Consider the following 22,087-nt stretch of genomic DNA (forward strand, 5'->3'; position numbering starts at 1 on the left):
ATGAATTCGATCAGGGATGTTTTAGATAAGCCAACACTCTTATCCATTGCACTCATTAGTTTGGTTGCAAGCCTATTAACTTTGAGTATTCCGATTGCAGCGCAGACATTAATTAATTTGATTGCCTTTGGAAAGTTACTGCAGCCTGTTGTTACCTTGAGCTTTATAGTTCTGATTCTGATGTTGGCACTAGGTGCATTAAATATATGGCAAACGGTAATCCTGGAAGTAGTGCAACAAAAATTGATGGTGAAGATAAGTTTAAATCTCACGAGACAATTCAACAACCTCTCTTTGGATAATTTTTCAACACACAATGGGCCAGAGCTGGTTAATCGTTTTTTTGAAGTAGTAACCATCAAGAAATCACTTTCAAGTCTTTTACTATATGGAGTTAACTTAGGGCTTCAACTTTTTTTTGGGTTATTACTGCTCCTATTTTACCATCCATTATTCCTGATCTTTGATGGATTTATCATTCTAAGCATCATATTGATTATTTTCATTCCCTATCGTAAAGGACTCGCCAGCGCAAAAGAAGAATGTGCTCAAAAGCATCAGGTAGGTTCCTGGCTCGAAGAGCTTTTAATCAATCGGTTTCTATTTCGGTTTAGCAAATGCAGCCATTATGCTACCTTACAATCGGATAAGCGATTAGTTTCCTTTTTACATGCAAGAAATACTCATTTTAGGCAGCTCATAAAACATCAAATTGGATTTTATGTGCTTTCTGCGCTTTCCAGCAGCCTCCTTCTGGGATTAGGGGGATATCTCGTTATTAAAAATCAACTCAGTTTGGGGCAGTTAGTGGCTGCTGAAATCGTACTTGGTGCATTGATTTATGCATTTAAGCGATTTGGCGTACTTCTAGAAAATTATTACGATTTAATTGCATCAGAAGGTAAGATTGATACAGTACTTAATTTATCAGTAGAAGAAATTAAAATGGACCTTAATGCTCTATTTCTACCGATGAAATCGATAGAAATTAAATTTCCACATAAAAGTCCGGCAGTTGCTGCTTTGGATAAACCACTCTTTATTTATTCTCAAGATGCAGAACGCTGCAAAACATTTTCCGAGTCGCTTTTAGGGTTTGGAAAAAAATATGACATGGCCATTTTAGTGAATCAAAATTTGTGTAATGAAGAACATCGATCAGCACTTCGTCAATTCAGTTTATTGCTGCGAAAACCCGAGTGGTTTGCCGGAAGTATCTATGACAATTTAGTACTTAACCATAAAAATACACCACTGAAAATAATTATGGAGCAATTAGAACACTTTGGACTATCTGAAAAAATAATGCGTCAGCCCGATGGCTTAAAAACGATTATTTATGATTGGCAAAATGAGTTTACACAATTTGAACTGATTGCTCTTATGATTATACGTGCTGTCTTACTTCAACCTCAGTTACTCATAATTGACAGAGTTTTTGATGGATTAGAAAAAGAAAAAAGTGAACTTCTTATCACACCATTGCTGAACTTAAAGAATACGATTTTGATGTTGGTCACCCAAAACCATGAATTTAAAAAAATGACAAATCACGTGGTGCTTTCATGAAATTACATGCCTATGCAATGATAAAAAAACTACCAAAGCCCCAAAAAATTGCCAAAATAATTTTTATTATTGCCCTGATTATCACCCTGTTTTTAGCGTTTACGCCATGGCAACAGTTTGCTCTTGGCAATGGCAAAGTGATTGCGTTTTCTCCCACCGAGAGGCTGCATGTAGTTAATTCACCAATCAATGGACGTATCAAAAAATGGTATGTCGATGAGGGTATGAGTGTAAAAGCAGGAGACCCCTTAGTGGATATTACTGACAATGATCCCAAATTATTAACACGATTAGAATTAGAAAAAAAAGCAATTGCTCTTCGGATAGAGGCAGCAGAACAATCAATTGTTGCAGGAAAAGCTAATCTCGAGCGCCAAAAAAAACTGTATCAACAAGGTATTAATTCAAAGCGCCAATATGAATTAGCACAAATTGAATACTCCAAATACCAAAGCGAGTTAGCGCAGGCAAATATTGACATGGTGGATATTGACGTACGTATCGCTCGTCAGCAATCACAACTTATAAAAGCGCATGTAGCAGGGGTAATATATAAACGATTGACAGGCCAAGAGAGTGTGGTTGTCAAAGCTGGAGATGTTTTGGCTCAAATCATTCCACAAACTGAATCACGAGCTGTGGAACTATGGATCGATGGTAATGATATTCCATTTGTTCGAATCCATCAAAAAGCTCGATTACAGTTTGAAGGATGGCCTGCGATCCAATTTAGAGGTTGGCCTGCAATTGCTGTGGGCACTTTTGGGGGGACTGTTTCTTTTATAGACCCTACAGACAATGGTACGGGATTATTTCGTGCAGTAATTGTTCCTGATGAGCCCTGGCCTCAGTCACAATTTTTAAGACAAGGCGTACGTGTACATGGTTGGGTTCAATTAGGGGAAGTGCCTTTATGGTATGAACTGTGGCGCCAGTTTAATGGTTTTCCGCCAGAGAGTACTCCAGAGAAGACTCAGCCATGAAAAGATACTATACTCATAGCGGATTTAAGAATCAGTTGATCTTAGGATTTTGTTATTTGCTCCTTTCCACGGTATGTATCGCAAATGAACCACACAAATTAACTTTGGATAAGGTACTGCAAAGCGTCACCCTATATTATCCAAAAATTAAAATCGCACGCTTGGAAATTACTAAAGCTCAAGGTGCTCATTTGAGTGCATTGGGAACGTTTGATCCTTCTCTTGATGCAAGCTCTCGATCTCAACCTGCTGGTGGCTATATTAACAATTATGGAGATACCCAGCTTACTGTTCCTACTTTTTATAATGGAGTCAAATTGTTTGCGGGTTACCGAAATGGGAATGGGAGCTGGCCGATTTATTATCAAAATTACTTAACCAATTCGGGTGGGGAATATCGAGCAGGACTTTCACTGCCTTTACTTCGAGATCGATTGATTGATAAGGAGCGAACGAATTTATTAACTACCGCGGAGTCGATTGAAATGAAAAAACACGACGCGGAAGCGATTAAAATTAAAATTTATCAGGAAACAATTAAGGCCTATTGGCAATGGGTTGAGGCTGGATTGCAATTAAAAACGTTTAGACAATTACTAAAATTGGCTCAAAAGAGACAACATGCTATTGAGCAACAGGCAAATCAAGGTGATCTTCCTAAACTTGCGATTACTGAAAATTTGCAACAAATAGTCCAGAGAGAACAATTACTCAACCAAGGGAAGATGATATTTGAACAGGCTGGAATTAATTTATCTCTATATTATCGAGATGAACAAGGAAATCCCAAAATTCCATCGGAAAACAGTCTGCCTTCGCAAGTGTTAACTAATCCAAGACAATTGACATCTGGCTTATCGCAGTTAGCGCACCATCCCTCCCTTAAGAAGCTAGAAAATTATTCAAGAATTATTAAGCTTAAACGTGATTTAGCGCAAAATGAGCTCCTGCCCAATTTGGATGCTACGGCATACACGTTTAAACAAAATGGTACTGGAGGATATCCGTTGTTACTACCAGAAGCAGCATTTATAGGAGTTTCTTTCAAATTTCCGGTACTCCAGAGAGAGGCAAAAGGTAAATTAATTCGCACCCAAAGTGAGCTATACCAAATCAGGGCGGAACAAAAATTTATGTATGAGCAGCTTAAGAATGAACTTACTAATCTTTATATTGGGATAAAAAGAATCCATCAGCAGGTAGCTTTCTTAAAAAAGGAGTATCATTTGGCATTTAAGGTGCAACAAGGAGAGACACAAAAATTCCATGAAGGGGATAGTACTTTGTTTCTCGTGAATCAACGAGAGCAGGCTACAACTCAAGTAAAGCTTAATTGGATTAATGCCCAGGTGCAACAGGAGGAGTTAAAAGATCTCGTCCGTTTTTTTTCCTCAGCGGACATAAATTTTCCTCTAAAAAAAGGCTTTGGTGCTCCAAAAAATTATGGACTTACCAAATGAACTTGTTTTAGTTGTAGAATTCAATAATAACTCATCTAATAGTAATCGCAGCGTCGGATTTTCAGTCATACAAAATATATAATACCCTTACTATCTAGTATCAAATATGGAGAGAAGAGTTTGAACAAAAAAAACGGGATGCAACTGGTTATTTGGATTTTATTTTTTGAACTAGTAGGGTTTTTCTTGGGCTTATTAACGCAAGCGAACATCTATTCTTGGTATGAGGAACTCCATAAATCAATTTTAACTCCCCCGGGTTGGGTATTTTCCGTTGTATGGTCAATCTTATATGCTTTTCTTGCGATTGCTGGATTTACATTATGGAAAAATCGAAACAATCCTGAAACTAAAACAATACTTAGTCTTTATTTAGTTCAATTAATGATGAATTGGATATGGACACCGCTTTTTTTTCAACTGCATTGGTTGGGTTTTAGTTTTTTATGGATAGTCATCATGGTGGGGTTGAATGCAGCCATTATTTTAATAACCATTAAAAGTAAAGAAAAAGGAATCCTTTTACTCATAATCCCTTACTCTTTGTGGCTTATTTTTGCGAGCTATCTCAATGGAATCATTTGGACTCTGAATATGCAGGCTTAAAGACTGCCTGAGTCTAAAGAAGATAAGATTTCTTGCGCCTTGGCATGAGTGGCTTCTTTTTTATCCAGGGTCATTTTTTGCCAATTCATATAAGCATAGTGAAGTCGAGGATTATCTTTAAGCTTTTCTTCATTTTGTTTCAGAAAATTCCAATATAATGCATTAAATGGGCAGGCTTTTTCTCCTAATAAATCATTTGGATTATAGGAGCACGATTCACAAAAATTACTCATGCGCTGAATGTATTTTCCACTGGCAGCATAGGGTTTGCTTGCCATTAAACCACCATCGGCATAAAGTGCCATGCCTAAGGTATTAGGGAGCTCTACCCACTCATAGGCATCAGCATAAACAGCAAGATACCATTCACAGACTTGTTTTGGATTTATGCCTGCAAGTAATGCAAAATTACCGGTTATCATTAATCGTTGGATATGATGCGAATAAGCTTCTACTGAAGTTTGGCGAACTACTTCCTTGATACAAAACATTTTAGTATCTGCTCCCCAGAAAAAAGCTGGCAAGTCTCTTTTAGCATGAAAGTGATTCATTTCTTTGTAGGCAGGCATAAAATGCCAATAAATCCCACGGATGAATTCTCGCCATCCCAGAATCTGACGTATGAATCCTTCTACTGAATTAAGAGGGGCTTTTCGTTCTAGGTAAGCTTGTTCTGCCATACGACATAACTCTATAGATAATAACAGTCCGGCATTAAGATAAAACGATAGTTTAGAATGATATAAAGTGGTTTCATTCGTTAACATAGCATCCTGATAGTCACCAAATGAGATAAGGCAATGATTAATAAAATAATTTGCCTCGGACAAAGCTTGAGCACGCGTCACTGCCAAGTCAAAGGGATGTAATTGACCGAAATGTTTTGAAAAATGTGCTGCCACCAATCTCAAAACTTCGACAGTAATCTCATCTTTGGGGTACTCCAAGCGTTTTGGAAATGAAGAAATGTGTTTTGCAGGATTACGATTTTGCGCATCATAATTCCAGGACCCCCCGATTGGATTTCCATTGCTATCAATTAAAATGCGATATTTTTGACGCATCATCCGGTAAAAAAATTCCATGCGTAGTTGTTTTTTTCCTTTGGCCCAATCGTTAAATTCATTTATGGTGCATAAAAAGCGATTGTCCTCATAAATCGTTAATGGGATCGGCAACTTACTTTTCAAATCATCAAACATTTTAAAAACTCGCCATTCCCCTGGCTCAGTAAGGCTTATGGCTGAAGGCTTTATTTCCTCAACGGCTCTTATCAGTTCTTTGACTAGGCTTCCTTGATTGTTAGGATCATCAAACTTTGTGTAGCGGACGCGATATCCTTTAATTTTTAGTGTTTGAGCAAAATGGCGCATTGCAGAGAACAAAAATGCGATTTTTTTAGGATGATGACTGACATAAGTTGCTTCCTCGGTAACTTCGCACATCAATACAACATCATCATGCATATTGATTTCACTAAGTGCAGACAAAGTTTCACTCAATTGATCGCCTAAAATAAAGCAGAGTTTTGTCATAAATTGATTTTTATTAGTGAGTTAAATTTTCAACTTGGGACGAACATGGCTTAAGCCCCCATCTACCGCAAGAACTTGCCCGGTTATCCAGCAATTTTCTGGACTAAGTAAAAATACAATCGCTTGAGCAATATCCTCTGGTGTCCCAATACGTCCTAAAGGATGCATCGCCTTGGATGCATTATGAGCTAACTGATTATTTAATAGAGGGGTGGTTAATGGACTATTGACCATTCCTGGCGCTACCACATTGACTCTTAAGTTATTGGCGGCATAAGTAGCTGCAGCTGCCTGAGCAAGACCTATAACTCCCGCTTTAGCTGCAGCAATGGCCTCATGATTTGCGAGTCCAACCAAGGCTGCTGCTGATGAAATCAATACTACTGAGCCGCCTTTTTTCATCATCAAACCCGCAGCACGAATTGTTGCAAATGCGGTAGTTAGCGAAGCATTAATGCAGGCTTGGAACTCTTCAAATGTTGTCGAATGGGCACTTTTCAAGAGTAATGAGCCTGCGCAATTAACAACACCATCAATGGCGCCAACCTTACGAAAAACGTCACTAACCGCATCAAAATCACAGGCATCAATTAAAAAATCCGGATTAATTTTATGATTATCCCTTGCAGTGGTAAATACCGTGTCGCCACGATTTCTCAACAAAGTTGTGACCGATTGTCCGATTGCACTACTTGCCGCAATAACCAAATAATTAGACATAGTACGATTCAGTAGAGAGGATTACGTTTAATATGATCGAAGTAAGTAAAAACTTCAATATTTTTGAATGAATTAACTCTTAATCCCTAGGTAGGTAACTGTATTCTCTAGGATAAATTTTGAAAGAACGAAGACCCATTAGTTGTTCTAATTAAGCTATAAGTAAGATTAATTTGATAATTTATTGTGCATATACGATACTTTGTCATTAGAGCAGTAATGCAGTCACTCTGCATTGTTAAATGCAGATAGACGCCATCGTGAATAAATTATTCTTCCTAATCTGGTTTTAGCGGCTGCATTACAAAACTCAGTTGGTTATGAGCGGAGTGATGAAATGCTTGTGGAAATTCTATCACGTATCCAGTTTGGTTTTAGCATTGGGTTTCACATTTTATTCCCAACATTGAATTTGGGTTTGGCCATTTTTTTGATCATTATGGAGTTATTTTGGCTAAAAACAAGAAAAACGGTTTATCTTGAAATCTGTAAACTTTGGACGAAGATTTTTGCTCTTACCTTTGGAATGGGGGTCGTTTCAGGCATTGTACTTGCCTATCAGATTGGAACAAATTTTGGTCCGTTTATCAACCAGTTTGGTAATATTTTGGGTGCATTATTTGCTTATGAAACACTAACCGCCTTTTTCCTTGAGGCTGGCTTTCTAGGTGTGATGCTCTTTGGTTGGAAAAGGGTACCGCCGCTACTGCATTTTATTGCAACTTTGCTTGTTGCTATCGGGACAACCATTTCTGCTTTTTGGATTATGTCGGCCAATTCATGGATGCAAACACCCAGTGGCTATGAGATGATTGATGGAAAGTACGTGGTCGCTAGCTGGTGGGCTGTAGTGATGAACCCATCGTTTATACCTCGCTTTATCCATATGATTTTAGCCTCTTATGTGACAACTTCTTTTGTCATCATGGGAGTGTCCTCCTATTATTTGCTTCGTAAAAAAGCAGTGGAGGCAGCAAAGAAAACCATGTCCTTTGCACTTTGGGCCGCTTTAATTCTTGTTCCTGTTCAAATTGGGGTAGGTGATGTTGTTGGGCTGATGGTTAAAGAGCATCAACCGCTTAAAACAGCGGCCATGGAGGGGCTTTGGCATACTCAAAACGGTGCTCCTTTGGTCTTATTTGCTTGGCCTTCTCAGGCAGAACAACAAAATAAGTATGCTATTGAGATACCCAAGCTGGCAAGTTTAATCAATACTCATGATTGGGATGGCAAAATGGTTGGTTTAGACTCGGTGACTGCTGACCAACAACCGAGAGTTGCCCCTGTTTTTTTCTCATTTAGAATAATGGTAGGCATCGGTCTTTTGATGTTCGCAACAACAATTTTAGGACTATTCCTCCGTTACAAAAGCAAAATTTATCAAGCAACATGGTTTCATTATTGGTGTTTTGCACTAACACCGCTCGGATTTATAGCTACTATTTCCGGATGGCTCACTGCCGAAATTGGACGACAGCCCTGGGTGGTTTATGGGTTATTAAAAACTCATGATGCAGTTTCAGCAATCAGTGCTGAAGATGTGATTATTTCTTCTGTTCTCCTCCTTCTTGCTTATGGAATTGTTTTTGGTTTTTATCTCTATTACCTATTGAAACTTATCCGTCTTGGCCCCGAGATTATTGAGCAAGACCAAGTTGAACATCATGCTTTTCAGTACATGACTGATTTAAACGTGGAGAAAAAATAATGCTTCCACTTATTTTTGCTGTATTACTTGCCTTCATTGTCATGATGTACGTCATTTTAGATGGTTTTGATCTTGGCATTGGAATTTTATTTCCTTTTACCAACAGCGAAAGTGAGCGGGATAAAATGATGAATTCAATTGCGCCTGTATGGGACGGTAATGAAACATGGTTAGTTTTTGGTGGAGCTATCCTTTATGGAGGGTTTCCCCAGGTTTATGGCGCTCTTCTTCCCGTTCTCTACATGCCTTTAATGTTCATGCTTATTGCTTTGATTTTTCGCGGCGTCAGCTTTGAATTTCGATTTAAAGCGGATCGTTCAAAACCGGTTTGGAATTGGTTATTCGCAATAGGTTCAGTTGCTGCAGCTTTTTTTCAAGGAGTTATTTTAGGATGTTTTGTTCAAGGGTTCTCAATGAATCCTCAAACAATGGAAATCAGTCAGGGTAGTTGGTTAACTCCTTTTAGCTTATTTACCGGTGTTGCCTTAATTAGTGGTTATGGGCTTCTTGGCGCAACATGGATGATTATCAAAAGCAGCGGTAAACTTCAACGAAAAATGGTTCATTATGCTCAGGGTTTATTAATTATTGTCAGTTTCTTTTTAGTCTTTGTCAGTATCTGGACTCCATTGCACAGTACTGAAGTTTTTCATCGCTGGTATCAATTTCCTAATTTTTTATTGTTAAGCCCACTTCCTTTAATTACCGTACTTGCAATTTATCTTACTTGGAGAAACTTATCTGTAAATTCTAATAACGAGCGTAAGCCGTTTATTTACAGCATTATCATTTTCTTGTGTTCTTATATAGGTATAGCAATCAGTGTTTATCCTTATTTGATACCACATCAGATTACGATTTGGGAAGCAGCCGCACCGTCTTCGACACTCACATTCATATTAGTTGGTGTCGTTATTATGTTGCCGATATTGCTTGCATATACCTTATATGCCTATTTTCTTTTTAGAGGTAAAACGGAGGAGCATTACCACTAGGTGCCTAAATGGCAGCTATAATTTATCTAATATAGTTTCATGAGGAATTGAATCATGGCAAATCAAACACGCGAAGGTTTAATTAATCAGGCTAAGAGTAGTTCTAAGTCAATCGCTTTGATTTACTCACCAATTGAGCTGCATGAATATATAGTTGAAATTATTGCTAAAGAATCCGATGAATTTATTCACAAAGGGAAAGAACTATTACATTTCAACTCTATTGACGATGCTATGTCCCGAGCCGCTGAATATGGGGCAGAGGAGTTTTTTCTGTGTGCAGATAATACCTACGATGAATGTGGCTCAGTAAGTGGCCCTCAAAATTTTGATTATATTCCTCTTCATTCAAAATATAAGCAAAATAAAAATAATTAGTTATTAATTGAATGGTGATATAAGCTAATAGTTGGAATTTAGTGAAGAATCAGGGATTAATTTGATGAAGTCTTTAGGATGTTTGATACGCAGTTGGATTGTAAGCGAAAATAATTACAGTCCTGATGAATCATTTGGCAATAAAATTGATTGGATTCGAGTGATTCCTTTCGTTATGATTAACCTTAGCTGCCTGTTGGTTTTTTATGTGCGCTTCAGTTGGATTGCCATAAGTACAGCAGTTATTCTATATTTTTTCCGTCTATTCACAATCGGTGCTTTTTATCATCGTTATTTCTCACACAAGGCATTTAAAACAAGTCGCTTTTGGCAATTCATTTTTGCAGCCCTTGCAGGAACCTCCGCTCAACGAGGTCCTCTCTGGTGGGCGGCACATCACAGGCAGCACCATATGGTTTCTGATACGCCAGAAGACGCACACTCCCCGGTACAACATGGATTTTGGTGGAGTCATGTAGGTTGGTTTTTAACAAAAAAACATTATCACTACAATCCGGAGCGAGTCAGGGATTTGGAGCAATATCCTGAGCTCGTTTTTCTAGAACGCTATGACATTTTGATGCCAACATTATTGCTTTTTTCTCTTTTCGTAATCGGCTGGGTGCTGCAGACTTATGCGCCTCAATGGAACACCGGAATTGGTGAAATGCTCGTCTGGGGCTTTAGTATTTCCTTGGTGGCATTGTTTAACACGACCGTTATTATCAATTCCCTGTGCCACGTGTATGGTACAAGATCTTATGAAACGTCAGATAACAGTAAAAACAATCTTTTCTTTGCCCTAATTACACTTGGCGAGGGTTGGCATAATAATCACCATCATTATCCTGCCTCAGCTCGCCAAGGTTTTCGATGGTGGGAAATTGACATTACTTATTACCTAATCAAACTTTTAGAATTAATGGGTATCGTCTGGGATGTTAAACCAGTGCCTAAATATGTATTAAAGCAAAACTTGACTCGAAAGTAATTGTTGATATTTATGGAGAACTATGATGAAACTTATAGGGCTTTTTTTCTTAACAATGATTTGTGTCTTTATACTGGATATGATTTGGTTGGGCTTCATTGCCAAAAATATTTATGCAGAACACATCGGCATGTTGTTACGTAAATCGGCTGAGGGGATGGCGCCTATTTGGTGGGCAGCGGCAGTTGTTTATGTTTGCATCACCTTAGGCATTCTTTATTTTGTTCTTCCGGGCGCACAAGGTAATTACCTGCAAGCACTAGCTGGAGGAGTAATGCTCGGTCTTGTGACTTATGGGATTTATGATTTTACCAATTACTCAATTCTAGCAAACTGGCCATGGAAGATAACCCTAATCGATTTTATTTGGGGAATGGTTTTATGTGGGTTGAGTAGTCTATTTGCGACCTTCATTCAGAATCGATTTTTTTCTTGAACCAAGGGAAAAACATTGAAGTTTGCTTTTGATATGCAATGTATTTTTGTCCCCTTGATTGTATGGAGCCTCTTTCGGTCAGGGGACCTGTTATATGGGTGAAAATAATGTAAAGCATTAATGGCGAAAGCAAGCTTAAGTACCCAATATTTGACTGTATCGCAAATAAGGCGAATCCCAGCCAACTTAACCAATCAAAAAAATAATTGGGGTGACGCGAATAATTCCATAAGCCTTCATTACATACCTTTCCTTTATGTCGAGTTTTGAAACGTTGTAGCTGTAAATCTGCCAAAGTCTCACCCATGATTCCTGCTAAAATAATGCAAAATGCAATGCTATCTAACAAGGTAATATGAGTCAGTCCTGATTTGCTAATAAGAAAAAATACACTTGAAATGATTAGAATCAATAGGCCTTGGAGTTGGAAGTTAATAAAAAAACCGAGAGAAGGGCTTATTTTCCAATTTGCACTCAGTTCGATATAACGCTTATCAACATGTCCTTTTCTTATTCGTGTGTACCATAGATAGAACGCAAGGCGCAAAGCCCATAGAATGAGAAGAGAAGCAATAATCAAAGTACGGGTACTTAAAGTAGTTAAGCTTAAATAAATTAAACCTGAAACCATTAACCCTAATGACCATGAAACATCAACAACTGAAGGATTTTTTAGAATGCGATACAATCCCCACATGAAACTCATTTGTAAAATAAGATAAATGACTACAATGCCAATAGCATACATTATTTATTCTCCTTTACTTTTTGGTAACAGTAGACGCAAAATGGCAATAAAAGTGACCAAATTAACCCAATCAAAAGGCAAGTTATATCGGTGCCATAAGGAAAAAAAGCAGCCCCCAAGCTTCCTCCAATGCGAAACGCTAAGGCAAAGCCTGCACATGACAAAAGCCCGAGCAAAAGTAGGTGATCAAATAGGCTACTTAATGTGGCATATAAAACAACCGTAAAACTTATCCATATAGTTATCATCCAAGGAGAGGTAAAATAGGGGGAAAAGGGGTTTGCTGAATAAATTACAATTCCTTTATAAACCAGAGTACTATCGATTAGAGTACTGATGGATACAACAATCGCTAATAAAATCCCTAGCCCTTGTAGCGGTTTTCTCGTTCGATGTTGCCAGTACAATTGCAGCAAAACACAAGCAGCTACGATAAGAGGGCTTATCCATGCATATCCCCGAGCAGCAAGCATAATGCATGCAAACCAAGCTACATAATAAGCAATTGTATGAATCAGGTAATGTAAGGTCTTCATCGTCTCTTTCGCCATAAGGCATGAATATCGCTAATGTAATTGGTCTGAAACCCTGCGGCACAATAAAAAAAATAGAATTCCCAGGTTCGAATAAAAGACTCAGTAAATCCTTGTGCAAGAATTTCTTGTTTGTTTTCTAATAATTTTTTATACCAATCATTTAAAGTAGAGACATAATGTTGCCCTATGTCTTGAAATGACAGCAATTGCAGGGTGGTTTTGCTGGCAATTGATTTATTTATGGAAAGCACTGAGGGCAAGCAGCCGCCAGGGAAAATATATTTTTTAATAAAATCAACCTCATCTTTTGCTGCATCATAGGCTTGATCATTAATTACGATTGCCTGTAAGAAAAATAAACCTTCAGGTTTAAGAAGCTGATTACATTGCTGAAAAAAGGTATCAAAATATTTATGTCCAACTGCCTCAATCATCTCGATTGACACTACTTTATCATATTGACCGGAAAGCTTTCTGTAGTCTTCTTTTAATAATTCAATCTGATTATCTAAGCCCAATTGATGGATTTTTTCTTTGACATAAAGGTATTGTTTCTCTGAAATGGTCGTTGTGGTTACTTTACATCCATACTCTTGCGCTGCATAACAGGCAAATCCACCCCATCCGGTGCCAATTTCCAATATATGATCACTGGGTTTTAGTTGCAGTGCACTACAAATAGCTTGAATTTTTTTCTTAGAAGCTTCCTCCAAACTGATATCCGATGGCTTATAAAGAGCACATGAATACATCATTGACGGGTCGAGAATTAATTTAAAGAACTCATTTCCTAAATCGTAATGGGCTAGAATATTCTCTTTAGCTCGATGAATTGAATTAATTTTTAATTTATAGTTTATTGTTCTTATCAAACTAGATAAACGGGCGATTGGACTTTCAATATTATTGAAGAGGGAATCATTTTTAATAAAAAGCGTGATTAATTTTTGTAGATCATCTGTATCCCAATCCCCATCGATGTAACTTTTCCCAGCACCAACAGACCCTCCTAGAAGGATTGCTTTATAAGCATTGGGATTATTTATATTGATGGTAGCAATTAAATCATTCTTTTCTTGTTCATGACCAAATCCATAGCTGCTTTCATGATCATTGACTTCGATGGCCCCATGTGTGATGCCATTTAATAACTTAAAAAAGATTTTCTTGCAGAATCTTGCACTCAGAGTGTATGAATAATTATTTTGGTCCATGCTATATCCTTTTATTTGATCTTGGATGGGCATGAAATGGAATACCCTTAATCCATAATTTTAATGCTTGCCAATAAATTGCAGTCGCAATTTTGTAGGTCATTAGCGGATGCTTCCAGAATACCTTTTTAATTGATGAGCTATCCTCAGCCTTTAAAACTAATGTCGCATCAAAATCCTTATTTCCCTCACTATAATTTTCCATATGAACAATTATTTTTTGTGTATTTAACTTTAAATTCATTCGATAGGTATAATTCATGGACATGAAAGGGGATACATGCAGTTCTTTTTGAAATTGATAAGAATAGATTTCATTTTTAGGTTTGGCCGAATGCCTGAGAATATAATTATGCCGATCTCCCCAAGGGGTGTTGGTGACCTCCAAAATTAAATACTCCAAATTTTGATTTGCTTCATCAAAGAGAAAATAAATACTGATGGGATTAAAGCAATACCCTAAACAACTGAGCTGGGTTAATAAATAGATTTTTCCTTTTGGGTAAGTTCCGTATCGACTCATTATTAAATGGCGAGCATATTCATCAAGAGGTATCGTCGATTCATTAAGATAATGTTTTCGTCTAAATGAAAACCAATTAAACTTCTCTATGGATACGTGTTTGATGTCTTTGAAGGTGGTACTTATGTTAGCTAGATCAAAACAGAACATAAATAATTTATATGAAAATTGATGCCGTTTTGGAAAAAAACGGCGATGTCGCACATGCCCTGTAAAAATTAGATGTTTCATCATCTAGGTTCCTAGTAGCTTACACGTATTTATCGCACTATTGACTCCATCTTCATGAAAGCCATAACCCCAATAACTTCCTACATAGTACGTATTATTCATTCCATTAATCAAATCAATTTGTTGTTGTGCTTTCAAGGAAGACACATTCAAACAGGGATGTGCGTATTTAAATGATTGGATTATCTGATTTTCAGCAATTTCATTGGCAAGATTGACCGATACAAAAAAATCATGGTTGGAATTAATTGACTGCAATCGATTCATGTAGTAGGTCAGTGTAGGTGCAGTGCTTTGGTTATCAAGGTAATTCCAACTTGCCCAAGCCCTTTTATTTTTTGGCATTATGCTTCTGTCTTGATGAAGTACTACCTCATTTTCATTATATTTGATTGCTGACAAAATGCGGGTTTCTTCATGAGTAGGTTTCTCAAGCATGGCTAGGGCTTGATCGCTATGAGTAGCGCATACAACGGCATCAAACAGGTGCTCTTGAGAGTTGGTTACTATCGTAATCTTATTATTTTCTCGTTTTATCAAATCTACTTTAGAGTTTAAGTAAATTTGCTCTTTAAGCCTCTCAAGCATGGGGGCGATATAGTTTTTCGAGCCCTTCTTAATAACATACCACATAGGTCGGTTGAATAAATCAAGAAGCCCATGGTTATTGTAAAATTTTAGTATAAAAGAAGCCGAACAATTTAGTGCATCTTCTTTATTTTTAGACCAAATAGCAGCCATCATTGGAATCAGATAAGATTCTCTAAATTGCTCCGAGTACTTGTTTTCGGTGATGAAGTCATTGATGGTTATTTCGAGATTATTAGTTTGAGCTAAGAATTTTTTTGCGTCGGAATTAAATAAAATAATGTCTTTGATGAGGCGATAAAAGTTTAATTTAATTAGGTTGCGGCGATCTGAAAAAAGTGTATTTAAATTATGACCATTATACTCAAGTCCCCGTCGATCAGAGCGATAACTAAAACTCATTTCACTAGGTTGAATTGGAACATTTAACTCTTCGAGCAATTTACAAAAGTTAGGGTATGTTCTTTTGTTAAAAACGATGAATCCGGTATCGATCGAGTATACTGCTTCTTCAGTTTCCACAGATAGGGTATTTGTATGACCACCAAGATAATTGTTCGCTTCAAATAATGAAACATCATAGTTTTTGCTTAAAATATAGGAGCTTGTTAAACCAGATATCCCCGAGCCAATCACTGCAATCCTTTTCTTCAAAAATAATCCTTTAATTATAAGTTTGGTTGTTAATTTATTTAAAATCAGTCACATTGTAAAGATGACGTCGCCAGAGTGTGGCGGTTTAGTAAATCAAATGAAATCACAGAAGGCTTCCATCGTAAAATCAAACTCATTCAGCGAAGAGCTTATGGTTTTAGAAATTTTGAAAATTACGGAGTGCGTGTTGATGCTCTAGTTTTAAATTCGTTATAAATCAATGCGTTGTAAGGCGTCAAATTCACCAGGAACTGCCTAAAACTGCCTATTACAGCGTAGTACCGCCACAGTTGAGACACGTTTTGGCCTCAGAAGAAAATTAATCATTATGTATTAAATATGCCCAAAATGAGGTTTTTAATTATAAGCTATAATGATAGATAATGAATCAAAAAAAGGAGTAAGTTATGAATATAAAAATACAGCAAGCATTAAAAGAGCATAACTATAACGATTTAAAGCAGCTAATTGAAAACGTAGATGATTTCACATCGGCTGTGGGTTCTTTCCAAGATTATGAAGCATCATTGGTGGAATTCTTATCCGAGCCTGATGTGTTCAACCGGTTGATCAAAGACCACAAGGACTTCATGATGATCACGCGTTATTTGCCGTCACATAAGGAAGCGCTGATAACGATGAGCCGGGTGCTATCCGATCCCGAGGCGTTCGACCGGTTGATTAAAGACAACAAGGAGTTTAGAGAAACCGCTAAGCAATATGCACCATATAAGCCAGATCTGATAAGGATGAGTCGGGTGCTATCCAATATCGAGGCGTTCGACCGGTTGATTAAAGACAAACATGATTTCGAATTAATAAAGGAAGCATTTAAAAACCAAAACGTATTCAAAGAAGACAACTTCGAATCGCAGCGCCTTCAAGTAGTACAAACTGTCTCCTCCGCTAAAGCATTTACAAGAGGAGCAACCGTAGGTGCTTTAGCTGGCGGAGAACTTTCCCAAAAATTGCCACCGGAAGTATCAAGCTATATTGGTTCTTTTCTTGGGCGCAAGGATGGAGCTAATTTAGCCCAAACACGAAAAGAGGCAAATGAGCTGGCTAAAGAAGAAGAAGAGCGTCAGAATACGCTTAAACCTGGGAAGTAGGGGTTCTAGCGACCGAAGGTTTCCATCGAAAGATGAAACAGCGCCTTCATCGGTTACTAATGAAAAAGCATCGCACCGCAAAGCAGTTAAATGGCGCGCTCGGAGGGACTCGAACCCCCGACACCTTGGTTCGAAGCCAAGTTAATCAAATATAAATCATAATAAAATCAGTAACTTGCGATGTAACGAATTTAGCTATTACTGCCTAGAACTGCCTGAAACAACAGGGGTTATATTACACTTTGTTACAAATCTGCTACAAGGTTATTTTAGCATTTAATCTTTGGGGCCTTGAATTTTTCCTCTTAACATCTCAATGTCTTTCATGTGCTCTTTTAATTCTGTTTTAAGCTCTTTTACTTTTCCTAAGTCTCCATTGTTTTGTTCAACATGAATTTTTGTCTGAAAGATCAGGGTTTGTTTTTCAAATTTACTAATTAACTTTTCAATTCTAGCCCTATCTTTCCTTATTGAGATTTGAGTTTCAGAGGCTAATCGCAATGTGGAGATATTCCATTTTCCACGAAATGTTATTCCGTACCAAGCGAAATTACTTTTATCTATATGCTTCTCAAAATCTTCTACTCTGGGGTTTAAAATTATTTTTTTTAATAAATTATCCCAAATTGAACTTGGCCAATAATCGCTTTTATATCCATTACAAGCTCTACAAGCATAAATAAGATTTTCATAATTATTTATTAAGTCTGGAAATTTACTTTTAGGTTTATAATGATCTATTTGAAAAGAATTTTTTGAACCACCTATCTCAGGCTCTCTTGTTTGGCAATATCCACAAGAATAATTAAAATTTTTTCTAAGCTCTGGTTTATATGTCTTGTAATTAGCCATTGTAATTATAATTTGTTGGCATTATGTATTATATTTTCTGAAAATATCTTAGTTCTCTCTTCTAATCTTTTCTCAAATTGAAGTAAAGTTTCATTAAGATCCAATCCATTATTTTTATCTAAAGTTTCAAGCTTATAGATTTCCAATTCTATTCTATCAAGTTCAGCATCAAGTTCTTTTAATTTTTTCTTATAACTGGGTAAAAATAATTTGATTGGATTTTGTAAAATTTTAGATCTTTCTTGTATAAGAGGGGTCTTTAATGAAAATAAACGTTCTATCTTCGATGCTTTATTCTCTTCTAATGTTATTGTAGCAATTAAAGTTTCTATTTTTCTTTGTAAAATTTCTTTGCTAATTGCTTCAGCACTATAATCTTCATAAATAGGATTGATTCTAGTTAACTTACTAGAGGAGTTTAGTCTCCACGGAGATTTTAAGGTTACTGAAGAGCTACTCATTTATAACTTCCAAAAGTGACCGAGTCTTATTAGTAATTATACTCTCAAAAAACTCTTCCAATATATCGTGAGATTCTTTAGCTAAAGATATAATTTGTATAATCTCACTTTCAAATTGATTTGAAATATAACAATCTAAATCTAAAATAAACCTTCCCCCCACCTCTCCTGGTCTTAGAGAGTCAGTCAAGAATCTTGTTTGTACAATAAATTTAATGTTATTTATATTTGATACTTCATTCAAAAAAGTTAATTCTAATGCTTTAAAGTTTTTTAAGTGATTGGGGATTTGGATATCTAAATTAAAATAATCAGAAACATTTAAATTTTCTTCAGCAATATGAATATTATTAATATATCGAGTTCCAATACGACTAACATATATGGGTTTCGCTACATCTATATATGCTGATAGAATTTTATTTATCGTAGGTACGAAAGAATCCCATCCTTCATATTTTAAATTATTTGCGATCGCTATTCCTGGGCCAAATTGTAGAATTCCAGAACCATCATTTTTAGAAGCCCGAATCAAAGGGGCTTGTATAAATGGAGGTTGAGCATTGGCAGGATTTTCTAATAAATATGGTAAGGAGAAATGTTTTATATCTTGCTTTAAAGGATAGTCATTTTTTATAAATTCAAAAATTTGACCGGGCATGGCTGTATCAAAATTTTCAAAATCAAACTTGGCCTCAAAAATTGCTTCTTGAAGTTGAGGTTTATTATATTTTCTTTTTTTCATTAGTTGGCCAAGTTAGCGTTAATAAACAATAAAAGCATTTATTCTATTTTTATAGATTGTACATTTAAAAAATATTTCTAAATAGTCATTAGCATTAGCTTTAAATAAAATATTCTAAACTAAAAATACACTATATATATTTTATTTTAAAAGTGGCTATTTAATTTTTCTAGTTAATTGAATGGCACAAGCTACGATTTTACCTTTACTATTTTCATCAATATGAATATTTGCCCAATCTTCATTCAATGTTACTAACTCATATTTTGGTTGTGTAGTGGATGTAGATAGTTGTTTATATTTGCGAATAATCACTTCCATTTCATTTCCAATTTGGACCGCAACAATATCTCCTGGGTTAAGTTGTGCGTTCGGGTCAAAAATTAAAATATCATTTATTCTAAATTCTGGTTCCATGCTGTTATCTTTAATTTCTAGTGCGAAAGCATCTCCACTAATTTTTTTTGCAATATCAGTGCTAATAGGGACAAAATTTATTTTATTATGAGTCAGTTCGTTTTTTATTTTGTGGATATTAATGTTTGGTTCACAAGCTTGGCTGTAGTCTAGTAACGGTATTAAAGTGCCAATTCCAGAGTTCCTGCTAAACTCACCATCTCGGTCATCGGATAATCCCATCAAAAAAGCTGGGGATACCTCTAAAGCTTTTGCTAACTGAGTAATTTCATCTGGACCAGGAGTTCTTTCTCCACGCTCATAATTGTTGATTCGAGAAATATTTAAATTCTCGGTCAATTCAGCCAATGCTTTCCTTGTTAACCCTTTTGTTGTGCGTTCGTGTTTTATCCGTAGTCCAATTTTTTCTTTGACGTTCATATCGTTACTGAGCCTTCCAATTTCTGAGAAATAAAGAGTTAGCAGATATTGACACAAGCTCAATACGTGCTAAATTATACTCTTTATGAGTTAAATTGCTCGATTAGAGTATTTATATGTAATCCATCGTTTAAAAGATAACACAATAAGAACTTTATGACGATAGGAGGAAGGAGCGAAGTGAGTAAATGGATTTTAAAATTAATCATCAGGAATTAGATGCGTTAAGTGGCTTGCCACATATCCAGCGCCTGGCTTATCTAATGGGAATTAGACCTTATATGGATGGTAAAACTGGATTAGTCGGAATTAAACGACGGATTAGTCACCAATCAATATCAGAACAATTATATGTTGAGCCTCATCAAGGGATTAAAAGTCAGAATTTTTCAAGAGATCAGGTTCGACGAGCGCTATATGGTTTAGTCCGTGCGGGTGTAATTACTATTCAGTCAGAAGGAATGCAGTTAATTTTAAAATGTGAATTAGCAACAATGCATTATTCTGTCCAAAAAAAAGCCGCCATAAACCCGCCACAGAAAGCCACCATAAACCCGCACGATGTAAGTCTTGTAGAGACTGGGTTATCTCATGTTGATTCACAAAAAGGCGACATAGCAGAGTCATCAAAAGCCGCCATACCTCTAAAAGAAGATAATTATTTTGTTTTATTATCGCAATTCGAAAAATTTTGGTCGCTTTATCCAGAGAAAAAATCTAAAGCCAAAGCACAAGCAGCATTTGAACAACTTAACCCAAGTGCCTTGGTATTTCAGCAACTCATGAGTGCCTTACAAAACCAAATCCATCATGTTGAAACCATGAAACTTAATGGCACATGGGTTGCGCATTGGAAATATCCTGCCAATTGGTTGGCGCATCGCTGTTGGGAAGACGAAATCACTGAAATGAAGCAGGAGAGTCATCATGAAACACATTGGAAGCCTCATCAACATCAATCCACAAGAGACCCATTTTGGAACCCCAGTGAAGAAGACCATGAACCCGAAAGAACCAACATCGTCCATTTCCCGAGAGGTTAATCCCAGAAGCAAACTGATTGAAACCTTGTTTTCAAAGTTTGCAGCTTTTTATGGCCACATTTGGCGAAGCCAGTTTAAGAGTGAAGGATTTTTGGAGTATGCCAAAAAAGAATGGCAGGACGGTTTGAATGGGTTTAGCGAAAACACGATTAATAAAGCCATTATTCAATGTCGGGATTTTTATGAGTTGCCGCCTTCTTTACCACAAATGATTGCGTGCTGTCGTGAGATTAAAAAGCGTACTCAGTTTTATGTGGTTAAGAAGAATCATGTGCCTGCAAAGCAAGAGGTTGTTGTCACTCATTTAAACAAGTGTAAAGAAATTTTAACCAGAAAATAAAGGAAGAACATCATGGTGGTATTAAGCAGAAAAATTGGAGAAAAAGTGTTGGTTGATGATGGAGAGATCGAGGTTAAGGTTTTGTGCTCCAAAGGAAATAAGATCTTATTGGGATTCAAAGTACCAGCGAATATGGAGGTTGAACGAGAGGAAGACTATCTAAGAAAAATATTACAAGTTCCGGAGTTTTTAAAAGTTAATCAATGAGCCATAAGGAGAGTGAAATGCACAAACAAAATACACTCATGAAGACTGTTAAAGGAGGAATCAGTTCTTTATGTGTTTTTCTTTTTTCATCAAGTCTATGGGCTAACGATCTGTTATCCAAAGCATTGGAAGGTGATGTTAAGGATTCATTAGGAAGTGGTTCGATGTTTTGGAAGGTTTTTATTTTGGTGGACATTATTTTAGCCACTGCAATGGCTGTTAAAAGTAAGAATCCAATGGTTTTTGTTGGTGTTACTGCAGTGGCCTTTATTCCTGCATTTTTATTGAAAACATTCGTGTTTTAAGGAGGAAGCAAACGATGAGCAACATGAATTATCAATTTTTAAGCCACATTGATGCACCCAAAAGAATACTGACGTTAACTTTGGATGAGCTTGTGGTCGCAGGATTAGGTTTTATGTTGCTCATCATTAGTAATCAAAAGGTTTTGGTCTCACTGTTTGGGCTGGGGTTATTAGGCAGTTTGCGTTATTTGAAGAAAGGGGATGGGCCCAAATCGCTTCTTGTATTGGTTTATTGGCATCTCCCAAGTGGGCTGACCCAGTTCTTTTTACCTCAATTACCACTTTCACATCATCGTGTATATGTGGCTTAAGG

Annotated in this window: 26 protein-coding genes and 1 pseudogene; 16 read left to right on the forward strand and 11 right to left on the reverse strand. The window is 36.7% G+C overall.

From position 1 onward, the window contains the following. The 4 genes from ELY20_RS06025 (at position 1) to ELY20_RS06040 (ending at position 4,618) form a co-directional block, all read left to right on the forward strand. Positions 1 to 1,569 (forward strand): ABC transporter transmembrane domain-containing protein, encoded by a 1,569-nt coding sequence (locus tag ELY20_RS06025; protein WP_110143838.1) that lies wholly within the window; start codon positions 1 to 3, stop codon positions 1,567 to 1,569. Continuing rightward, the gene (locus tag ELY20_RS06030) at positions 1,566 to 2,552 is read left to right on the forward strand and encodes an efflux RND transporter periplasmic adaptor subunit (protein WP_110143837.1); all 987 of its coding nucleotides are present in this window, start codon (positions 1,566 to 1,568) and stop codon (positions 2,550 to 2,552) included. Before ELY20_RS06025 ends, ELY20_RS06030 begins: the two co-directional genes overlap by 4 nt. Continuing rightward, a complete protein-coding gene (locus ELY20_RS06035) occupies positions 2,549 to 4,012 on the forward strand; it encodes a TolC family protein (RefSeq protein ID WP_110143836.1) in 1,464 nt (487 codons plus the stop codon). Before ELY20_RS06030 ends, ELY20_RS06035 begins: the two co-directional genes overlap by 4 nt. 120 nt (positions 4,013 to 4,132) lie before the next feature. Further along, positions 4,133 to 4,618 (forward strand): TspO/MBR family protein, encoded by a 486-nt coding sequence (locus tag ELY20_RS06040; protein WP_110143835.1) that lies wholly within the window; start codon positions 4,133 to 4,135, stop codon positions 4,616 to 4,618. Here ELY20_RS06040 and ELY20_RS06045 read toward each other — a convergent pair. Beyond that, on the reverse strand, positions 4,615 to 6,153 hold the full coding sequence (locus ELY20_RS06045) for a cryptochrome/photolyase family protein (protein ID WP_110143834.1): 1,539 nt from the start codon (positions 6,151 to 6,153) through the stop codon (positions 4,615 to 4,617). The two genes, ELY20_RS06040 and ELY20_RS06045, sit on opposite strands and share 4 nt — an antisense overlap. Positions 6,154 to 6,174: 21 nt before the next feature. Beyond that, a complete protein-coding gene (locus ELY20_RS06050) occupies positions 6,175 to 6,873 on the reverse strand; it encodes an SDR family oxidoreductase (protein WP_110143833.1) in 699 nt (232 codons plus the stop codon). A 337-nt stretch (positions 6,874 to 7,210) separates the two neighbouring features. On the opposite strand from ELY20_RS06050, the gene ELY20_RS06055 reads away from it, so the two are divergent. The 5 genes from ELY20_RS06055 to ELY20_RS06075 all read left to right on the forward strand — a co-directional run bounded on the left by ELY20_RS06055 (position 7,211) and on the right by ELY20_RS06075 (position 11,381). Then, positions 7,211 to 8,581: a cytochrome ubiquinol oxidase subunit I gene (locus tag ELY20_RS06055; protein ID WP_110143832.1), complete on the forward strand. Its 1,371-nt coding sequence runs from the start codon at positions 7,211 to 7,213 to the stop codon at positions 8,579 to 8,581. Next, positions 8,581 to 9,576, forward strand: a complete 996-nt coding sequence (gene cydB, locus ELY20_RS06060; protein ID WP_110143831.1) for a cytochrome d ubiquinol oxidase subunit II — start codon at positions 8,581 to 8,583, stop codon at positions 9,574 to 9,576. The genes ELY20_RS06055 and cydB overlap by 1 nt, the downstream gene beginning before the upstream one ends. Positions 9,577 to 9,630: 54 nt before the next feature. After that, entirely contained in the window at positions 9,631 to 9,954 is a 324-nt protein-coding gene (locus tag ELY20_RS06065; RefSeq protein ID WP_110143830.1) for a DUF6482 family protein, read from the forward strand. Positions 9,955 to 10,018: 64 nt separating this feature from the next. Then, positions 10,019 to 10,945, forward strand: coding sequence for an acyl-CoA desaturase (locus ELY20_RS06070; RefSeq protein ID WP_110143829.1), 927 nt, complete (start codon positions 10,019 to 10,021; stop codon positions 10,943 to 10,945). A gap of 22 nt (positions 10,946 to 10,967) precedes the next feature. Further along, positions 10,968 to 11,381, forward strand: coding sequence for a DUF2177 family protein (locus ELY20_RS06075; protein WP_233590509.1), 414 nt, complete (start codon positions 10,968 to 10,970; stop codon positions 11,379 to 11,381). Here the strand turns inward: ELY20_RS06075 and ELY20_RS06080 are convergent. From ELY20_RS06080 to ELY20_RS06100, 5 genes are read right to left on the reverse strand one after another with little or no spacing between them, the layout of a single operon-like run. After that, positions 11,356 to 12,129 carry a DUF1295 domain-containing protein gene (locus ELY20_RS06080; protein ID WP_110143827.1) on the reverse strand — a complete coding sequence of 258 codons (774 nt, stop codon included), beginning with the start codon at positions 12,127 to 12,129 and terminating at the stop codon, positions 11,356 to 11,358. The two genes, ELY20_RS06075 and ELY20_RS06080, sit on opposite strands and share 26 nt — an antisense overlap. Further along, the gene (locus tag ELY20_RS06085; protein ID WP_110143826.1) at positions 12,129 to 12,665 is read right to left on the reverse strand and encodes a DUF2878 domain-containing protein; all 537 of its coding nucleotides are present in this window, start codon (positions 12,663 to 12,665) and stop codon (positions 12,129 to 12,131) included. Before ELY20_RS06085 ends, ELY20_RS06080 begins: the two co-directional genes overlap by 1 nt. Further along, the gene (locus ELY20_RS06090; RefSeq protein WP_110143825.1) at positions 12,662 to 13,879 is read right to left on the reverse strand and encodes an SAM-dependent methyltransferase; all 1,218 of its coding nucleotides are present in this window, start codon (positions 13,877 to 13,879) and stop codon (positions 12,662 to 12,664) included. The genes ELY20_RS06085 and ELY20_RS06090 overlap by 4 nt, the downstream gene beginning before the upstream one ends. A gap of 1 nt (position 13,880) precedes the next feature. Beyond that, positions 13,881 to 14,636, reverse strand: coding sequence for a DUF1365 domain-containing protein (locus tag ELY20_RS06095; RefSeq protein WP_165831642.1), 756 nt, complete (start codon positions 14,634 to 14,636; stop codon positions 13,881 to 13,883). Then, complete coding sequence (locus ELY20_RS06100) at positions 14,637 to 15,875, reverse strand: NAD(P)/FAD-dependent oxidoreductase (protein WP_110143824.1); 1,239 nt, start codon at positions 15,873 to 15,875, stop codon at positions 14,637 to 14,639. Between the two features lie 66 nt (positions 15,876 to 15,941). On the opposite strand from ELY20_RS06100, the pseudogene ELY20_RS06105 reads away from it, so the two are divergent. Both ELY20_RS06105 and ELY20_RS06110 read left to right on the forward strand, forming a co-directional pair. Beyond that, positions 15,942 to 16,091, forward strand: a pseudogene (locus ELY20_RS06105) (transposase); the annotation flags it as partial. A gap of 191 nt (positions 16,092 to 16,282) precedes the next feature. Continuing rightward, complete coding sequence (locus ELY20_RS06110; protein ID WP_110143823.1) at positions 16,283 to 16,984, forward strand: hypothetical protein; 702 nt, start codon at positions 16,283 to 16,285, stop codon at positions 16,982 to 16,984. A 276-nt stretch (positions 16,985 to 17,260) separates the two neighbouring features. Here ELY20_RS06110 and ELY20_RS06115 read toward each other — a convergent pair whose 3' ends face one another. From ELY20_RS06115 to ELY20_RS06130, 4 genes are all read right to left on the reverse strand, one after another. Next, a complete protein-coding gene (locus ELY20_RS06115) occupies positions 17,261 to 17,836 on the reverse strand; it encodes an HNH endonuclease (RefSeq protein WP_110143822.1) in 576 nt (191 codons plus the stop codon). A 5-nt stretch (positions 17,837 to 17,841) separates the two neighbouring features. Beyond that, positions 17,842 to 18,297: a hypothetical protein gene (locus ELY20_RS06120; protein WP_110143821.1), complete on the reverse strand. Its 456-nt coding sequence runs from the start codon at positions 18,295 to 18,297 to the stop codon at positions 17,842 to 17,844. Continuing rightward, the gene (locus ELY20_RS06125; RefSeq protein WP_110143820.1) at positions 18,290 to 19,042 is read right to left on the reverse strand and encodes a TIGR04255 family protein; all 753 of its coding nucleotides are present in this window, start codon (positions 19,040 to 19,042) and stop codon (positions 18,290 to 18,292) included. The genes ELY20_RS06120 and ELY20_RS06125 overlap by 8 nt, the downstream gene beginning before the upstream one ends. A gap of 156 nt (positions 19,043 to 19,198) precedes the next feature. Continuing rightward, positions 19,199 to 19,879: a helix-turn-helix domain-containing protein gene (locus ELY20_RS06130; RefSeq protein WP_110143819.1), complete on the reverse strand. Its 681-nt coding sequence runs from the start codon at positions 19,877 to 19,879 to the stop codon at positions 19,199 to 19,201. 188 nt (positions 19,880 to 20,067) lie between these two features. Here ELY20_RS06130 and ELY20_RS06135 point away from each other — a divergent pair, with 188 nt between their 5' ends. From ELY20_RS06135 to traL, 5 genes are read left to right on the forward strand one after another with little or no spacing between them, the layout of a single operon-like run. Beyond that, the gene (locus ELY20_RS06135; protein ID WP_110143818.1) at positions 20,068 to 20,922 is read left to right on the forward strand and encodes a hypothetical protein; all 855 of its coding nucleotides are present in this window, start codon (positions 20,068 to 20,070) and stop codon (positions 20,920 to 20,922) included. Next, positions 20,879 to 21,262, forward strand: coding sequence for a Vir protein (locus ELY20_RS06140; RefSeq protein WP_110143817.1), 384 nt, complete (start codon positions 20,879 to 20,881; stop codon positions 21,260 to 21,262). Before ELY20_RS06135 ends, ELY20_RS06140 begins: the two co-directional genes overlap by 44 nt. 12 nt (positions 21,263 to 21,274) lie before the next feature. Then, on the forward strand, positions 21,275 to 21,469 hold the full coding sequence (locus tag ELY20_RS06145; protein WP_110143816.1) for a carbon storage regulator: 195 nt from the start codon (positions 21,275 to 21,277) through the stop codon (positions 21,467 to 21,469). Positions 21,470 to 21,486: 17 nt separating this feature from the next. Further along, positions 21,487 to 21,774, forward strand: a complete 288-nt coding sequence (locus ELY20_RS06150; RefSeq protein WP_010654224.1) for a hypothetical protein — start codon at positions 21,487 to 21,489, stop codon at positions 21,772 to 21,774. A gap of 14 nt (positions 21,775 to 21,788) precedes the next feature. Further along, entirely contained in the window at positions 21,789 to 22,085 is a 297-nt protein-coding gene (gene traL / locus ELY20_RS06155; RefSeq protein WP_110144309.1) for a type IV conjugative transfer system protein TraL, read from the forward strand. Positions 22,086 to 22,087: the final 2 nt, after the last annotated feature.

The sequence above is a fragment of the Legionella qingyii genome (assembly GCF_003990155.1).
Taxonomy (GTDB): Bacteria; Pseudomonadota; Gammaproteobacteria; order Legionellales; family Legionellaceae; genus Legionella; species Legionella qingyii.

Bases quoted from the DNA above. Each gene is read 5' to 3' on its own strand.
- ELY20_RS06025 (WP_110143838.1), top strand. From the start codon at position 1: ATGAATTCGATCAGGGATGTTTTAGATAAGCCAACACTCTTATCCATT.
- ELY20_RS06030 (WP_110143837.1), top strand. From the start codon at position 1,566: ATGAAATTACATGCCTATGCAATGATAAAAAAACTACCAAAGCCCCAA.
- ELY20_RS06035 (WP_110143836.1), top strand. From the start codon at position 2,549: ATGAAAAGATACTATACTCATAGCGGATTTAAGAATCAGTTGATCTTA.
- ELY20_RS06045 (WP_110143834.1), bottom strand. From the start codon at position 6,153: ATGACAAAACTCTGCTTTATTTTAGGCGATCAATTGAGTGAAACTTTG.
- ELY20_RS06050 (WP_110143833.1), bottom strand. From the start codon at position 6,873: ATGTCTAATTATTTGGTTATTGCGGCAAGTAGTGCAATCGGACAATCG.
- ELY20_RS06055 (WP_110143832.1), top strand. From the start codon at position 7,211: ATGCTTGTGGAAATTCTATCACGTATCCAGTTTGGTTTTAGCATTGGG.
- cydB (WP_110143831.1), top strand. From the start codon at position 8,581: ATGCTTCCACTTATTTTTGCTGTATTACTTGCCTTCATTGTCATGATG.
- ELY20_RS06065 (WP_110143830.1), top strand. From the start codon at position 9,631: ATGGCAAATCAAACACGCGAAGGTTTAATTAATCAGGCTAAGAGTAGT.
- ELY20_RS06070 (WP_110143829.1), top strand. From the start codon at position 10,019: ATGAAGTCTTTAGGATGTTTGATACGCAGTTGGATTGTAAGCGAAAAT.
- ELY20_RS06075 (WP_233590509.1), top strand. From the start codon at position 10,968: ATGATGAAACTTATAGGGCTTTTTTTCTTAACAATGATTTGTGTCTTT.
- ELY20_RS06080 (WP_110143827.1), bottom strand. From the start codon at position 12,129: ATGTATGCTATTGGCATTGTAGTCATTTATCTTATTTTACAAATGAGT.
- ELY20_RS06085 (WP_110143826.1), bottom strand. From the start codon at position 12,665: ATGAAGACCTTACATTACCTGATTCATACAATTGCTTATTATGTAGCT.
- ELY20_RS06090 (WP_110143825.1), bottom strand. From the start codon at position 13,879: ATGGACCAAAATAATTATTCATACACTCTGAGTGCAAGATTCTGCAAG.
- ELY20_RS06095 (WP_165831642.1), bottom strand. From the start codon at position 14,636: ATGATGAAACATCTAATTTTTACAGGGCATGTGCGACATCGCCGTTTT.
- ELY20_RS06110 (WP_110143823.1), top strand. From the start codon at position 16,283: ATGAATATAAAAATACAGCAAGCATTAAAAGAGCATAACTATAACGAT.
- ELY20_RS06115 (WP_110143822.1), bottom strand. From the start codon at position 17,836: ATGGCTAATTACAAGACATATAAACCAGAGCTTAGAAAAAATTTTAAT.
- ELY20_RS06120 (WP_110143821.1), bottom strand. From the start codon at position 18,297: ATGAGTAGCTCTTCAGTAACCTTAAAATCTCCGTGGAGACTAAACTCC.
- ELY20_RS06125 (WP_110143820.1), bottom strand. From the start codon at position 19,042: ATGAAAAAAAGAAAATATAATAAACCTCAACTTCAAGAAGCAATTTTT.
- ELY20_RS06130 (WP_110143819.1), bottom strand. From the start codon at position 19,879: ATGAACGTCAAAGAAAAAATTGGACTACGGATAAAACACGAACGCACA.
- ELY20_RS06135 (WP_110143818.1), top strand. From the start codon at position 20,068: ATGGATTTTAAAATTAATCATCAGGAATTAGATGCGTTAAGTGGCTTG.
- ELY20_RS06140 (WP_110143817.1), top strand. From the start codon at position 20,879: ATGAACCCGAAAGAACCAACATCGTCCATTTCCCGAGAGGTTAATCCC.
- ELY20_RS06145 (WP_110143816.1), top strand. From the start codon at position 21,275: ATGGTGGTATTAAGCAGAAAAATTGGAGAAAAAGTGTTGGTTGATGAT.
- ELY20_RS06150 (WP_010654224.1), top strand. From the start codon at position 21,487: ATGCACAAACAAAATACACTCATGAAGACTGTTAAAGGAGGAATCAGT.
- traL (WP_110144309.1), top strand. From the start codon at position 21,789: ATGAGCAACATGAATTATCAATTTTTAAGCCACATTGATGCACCCAAA.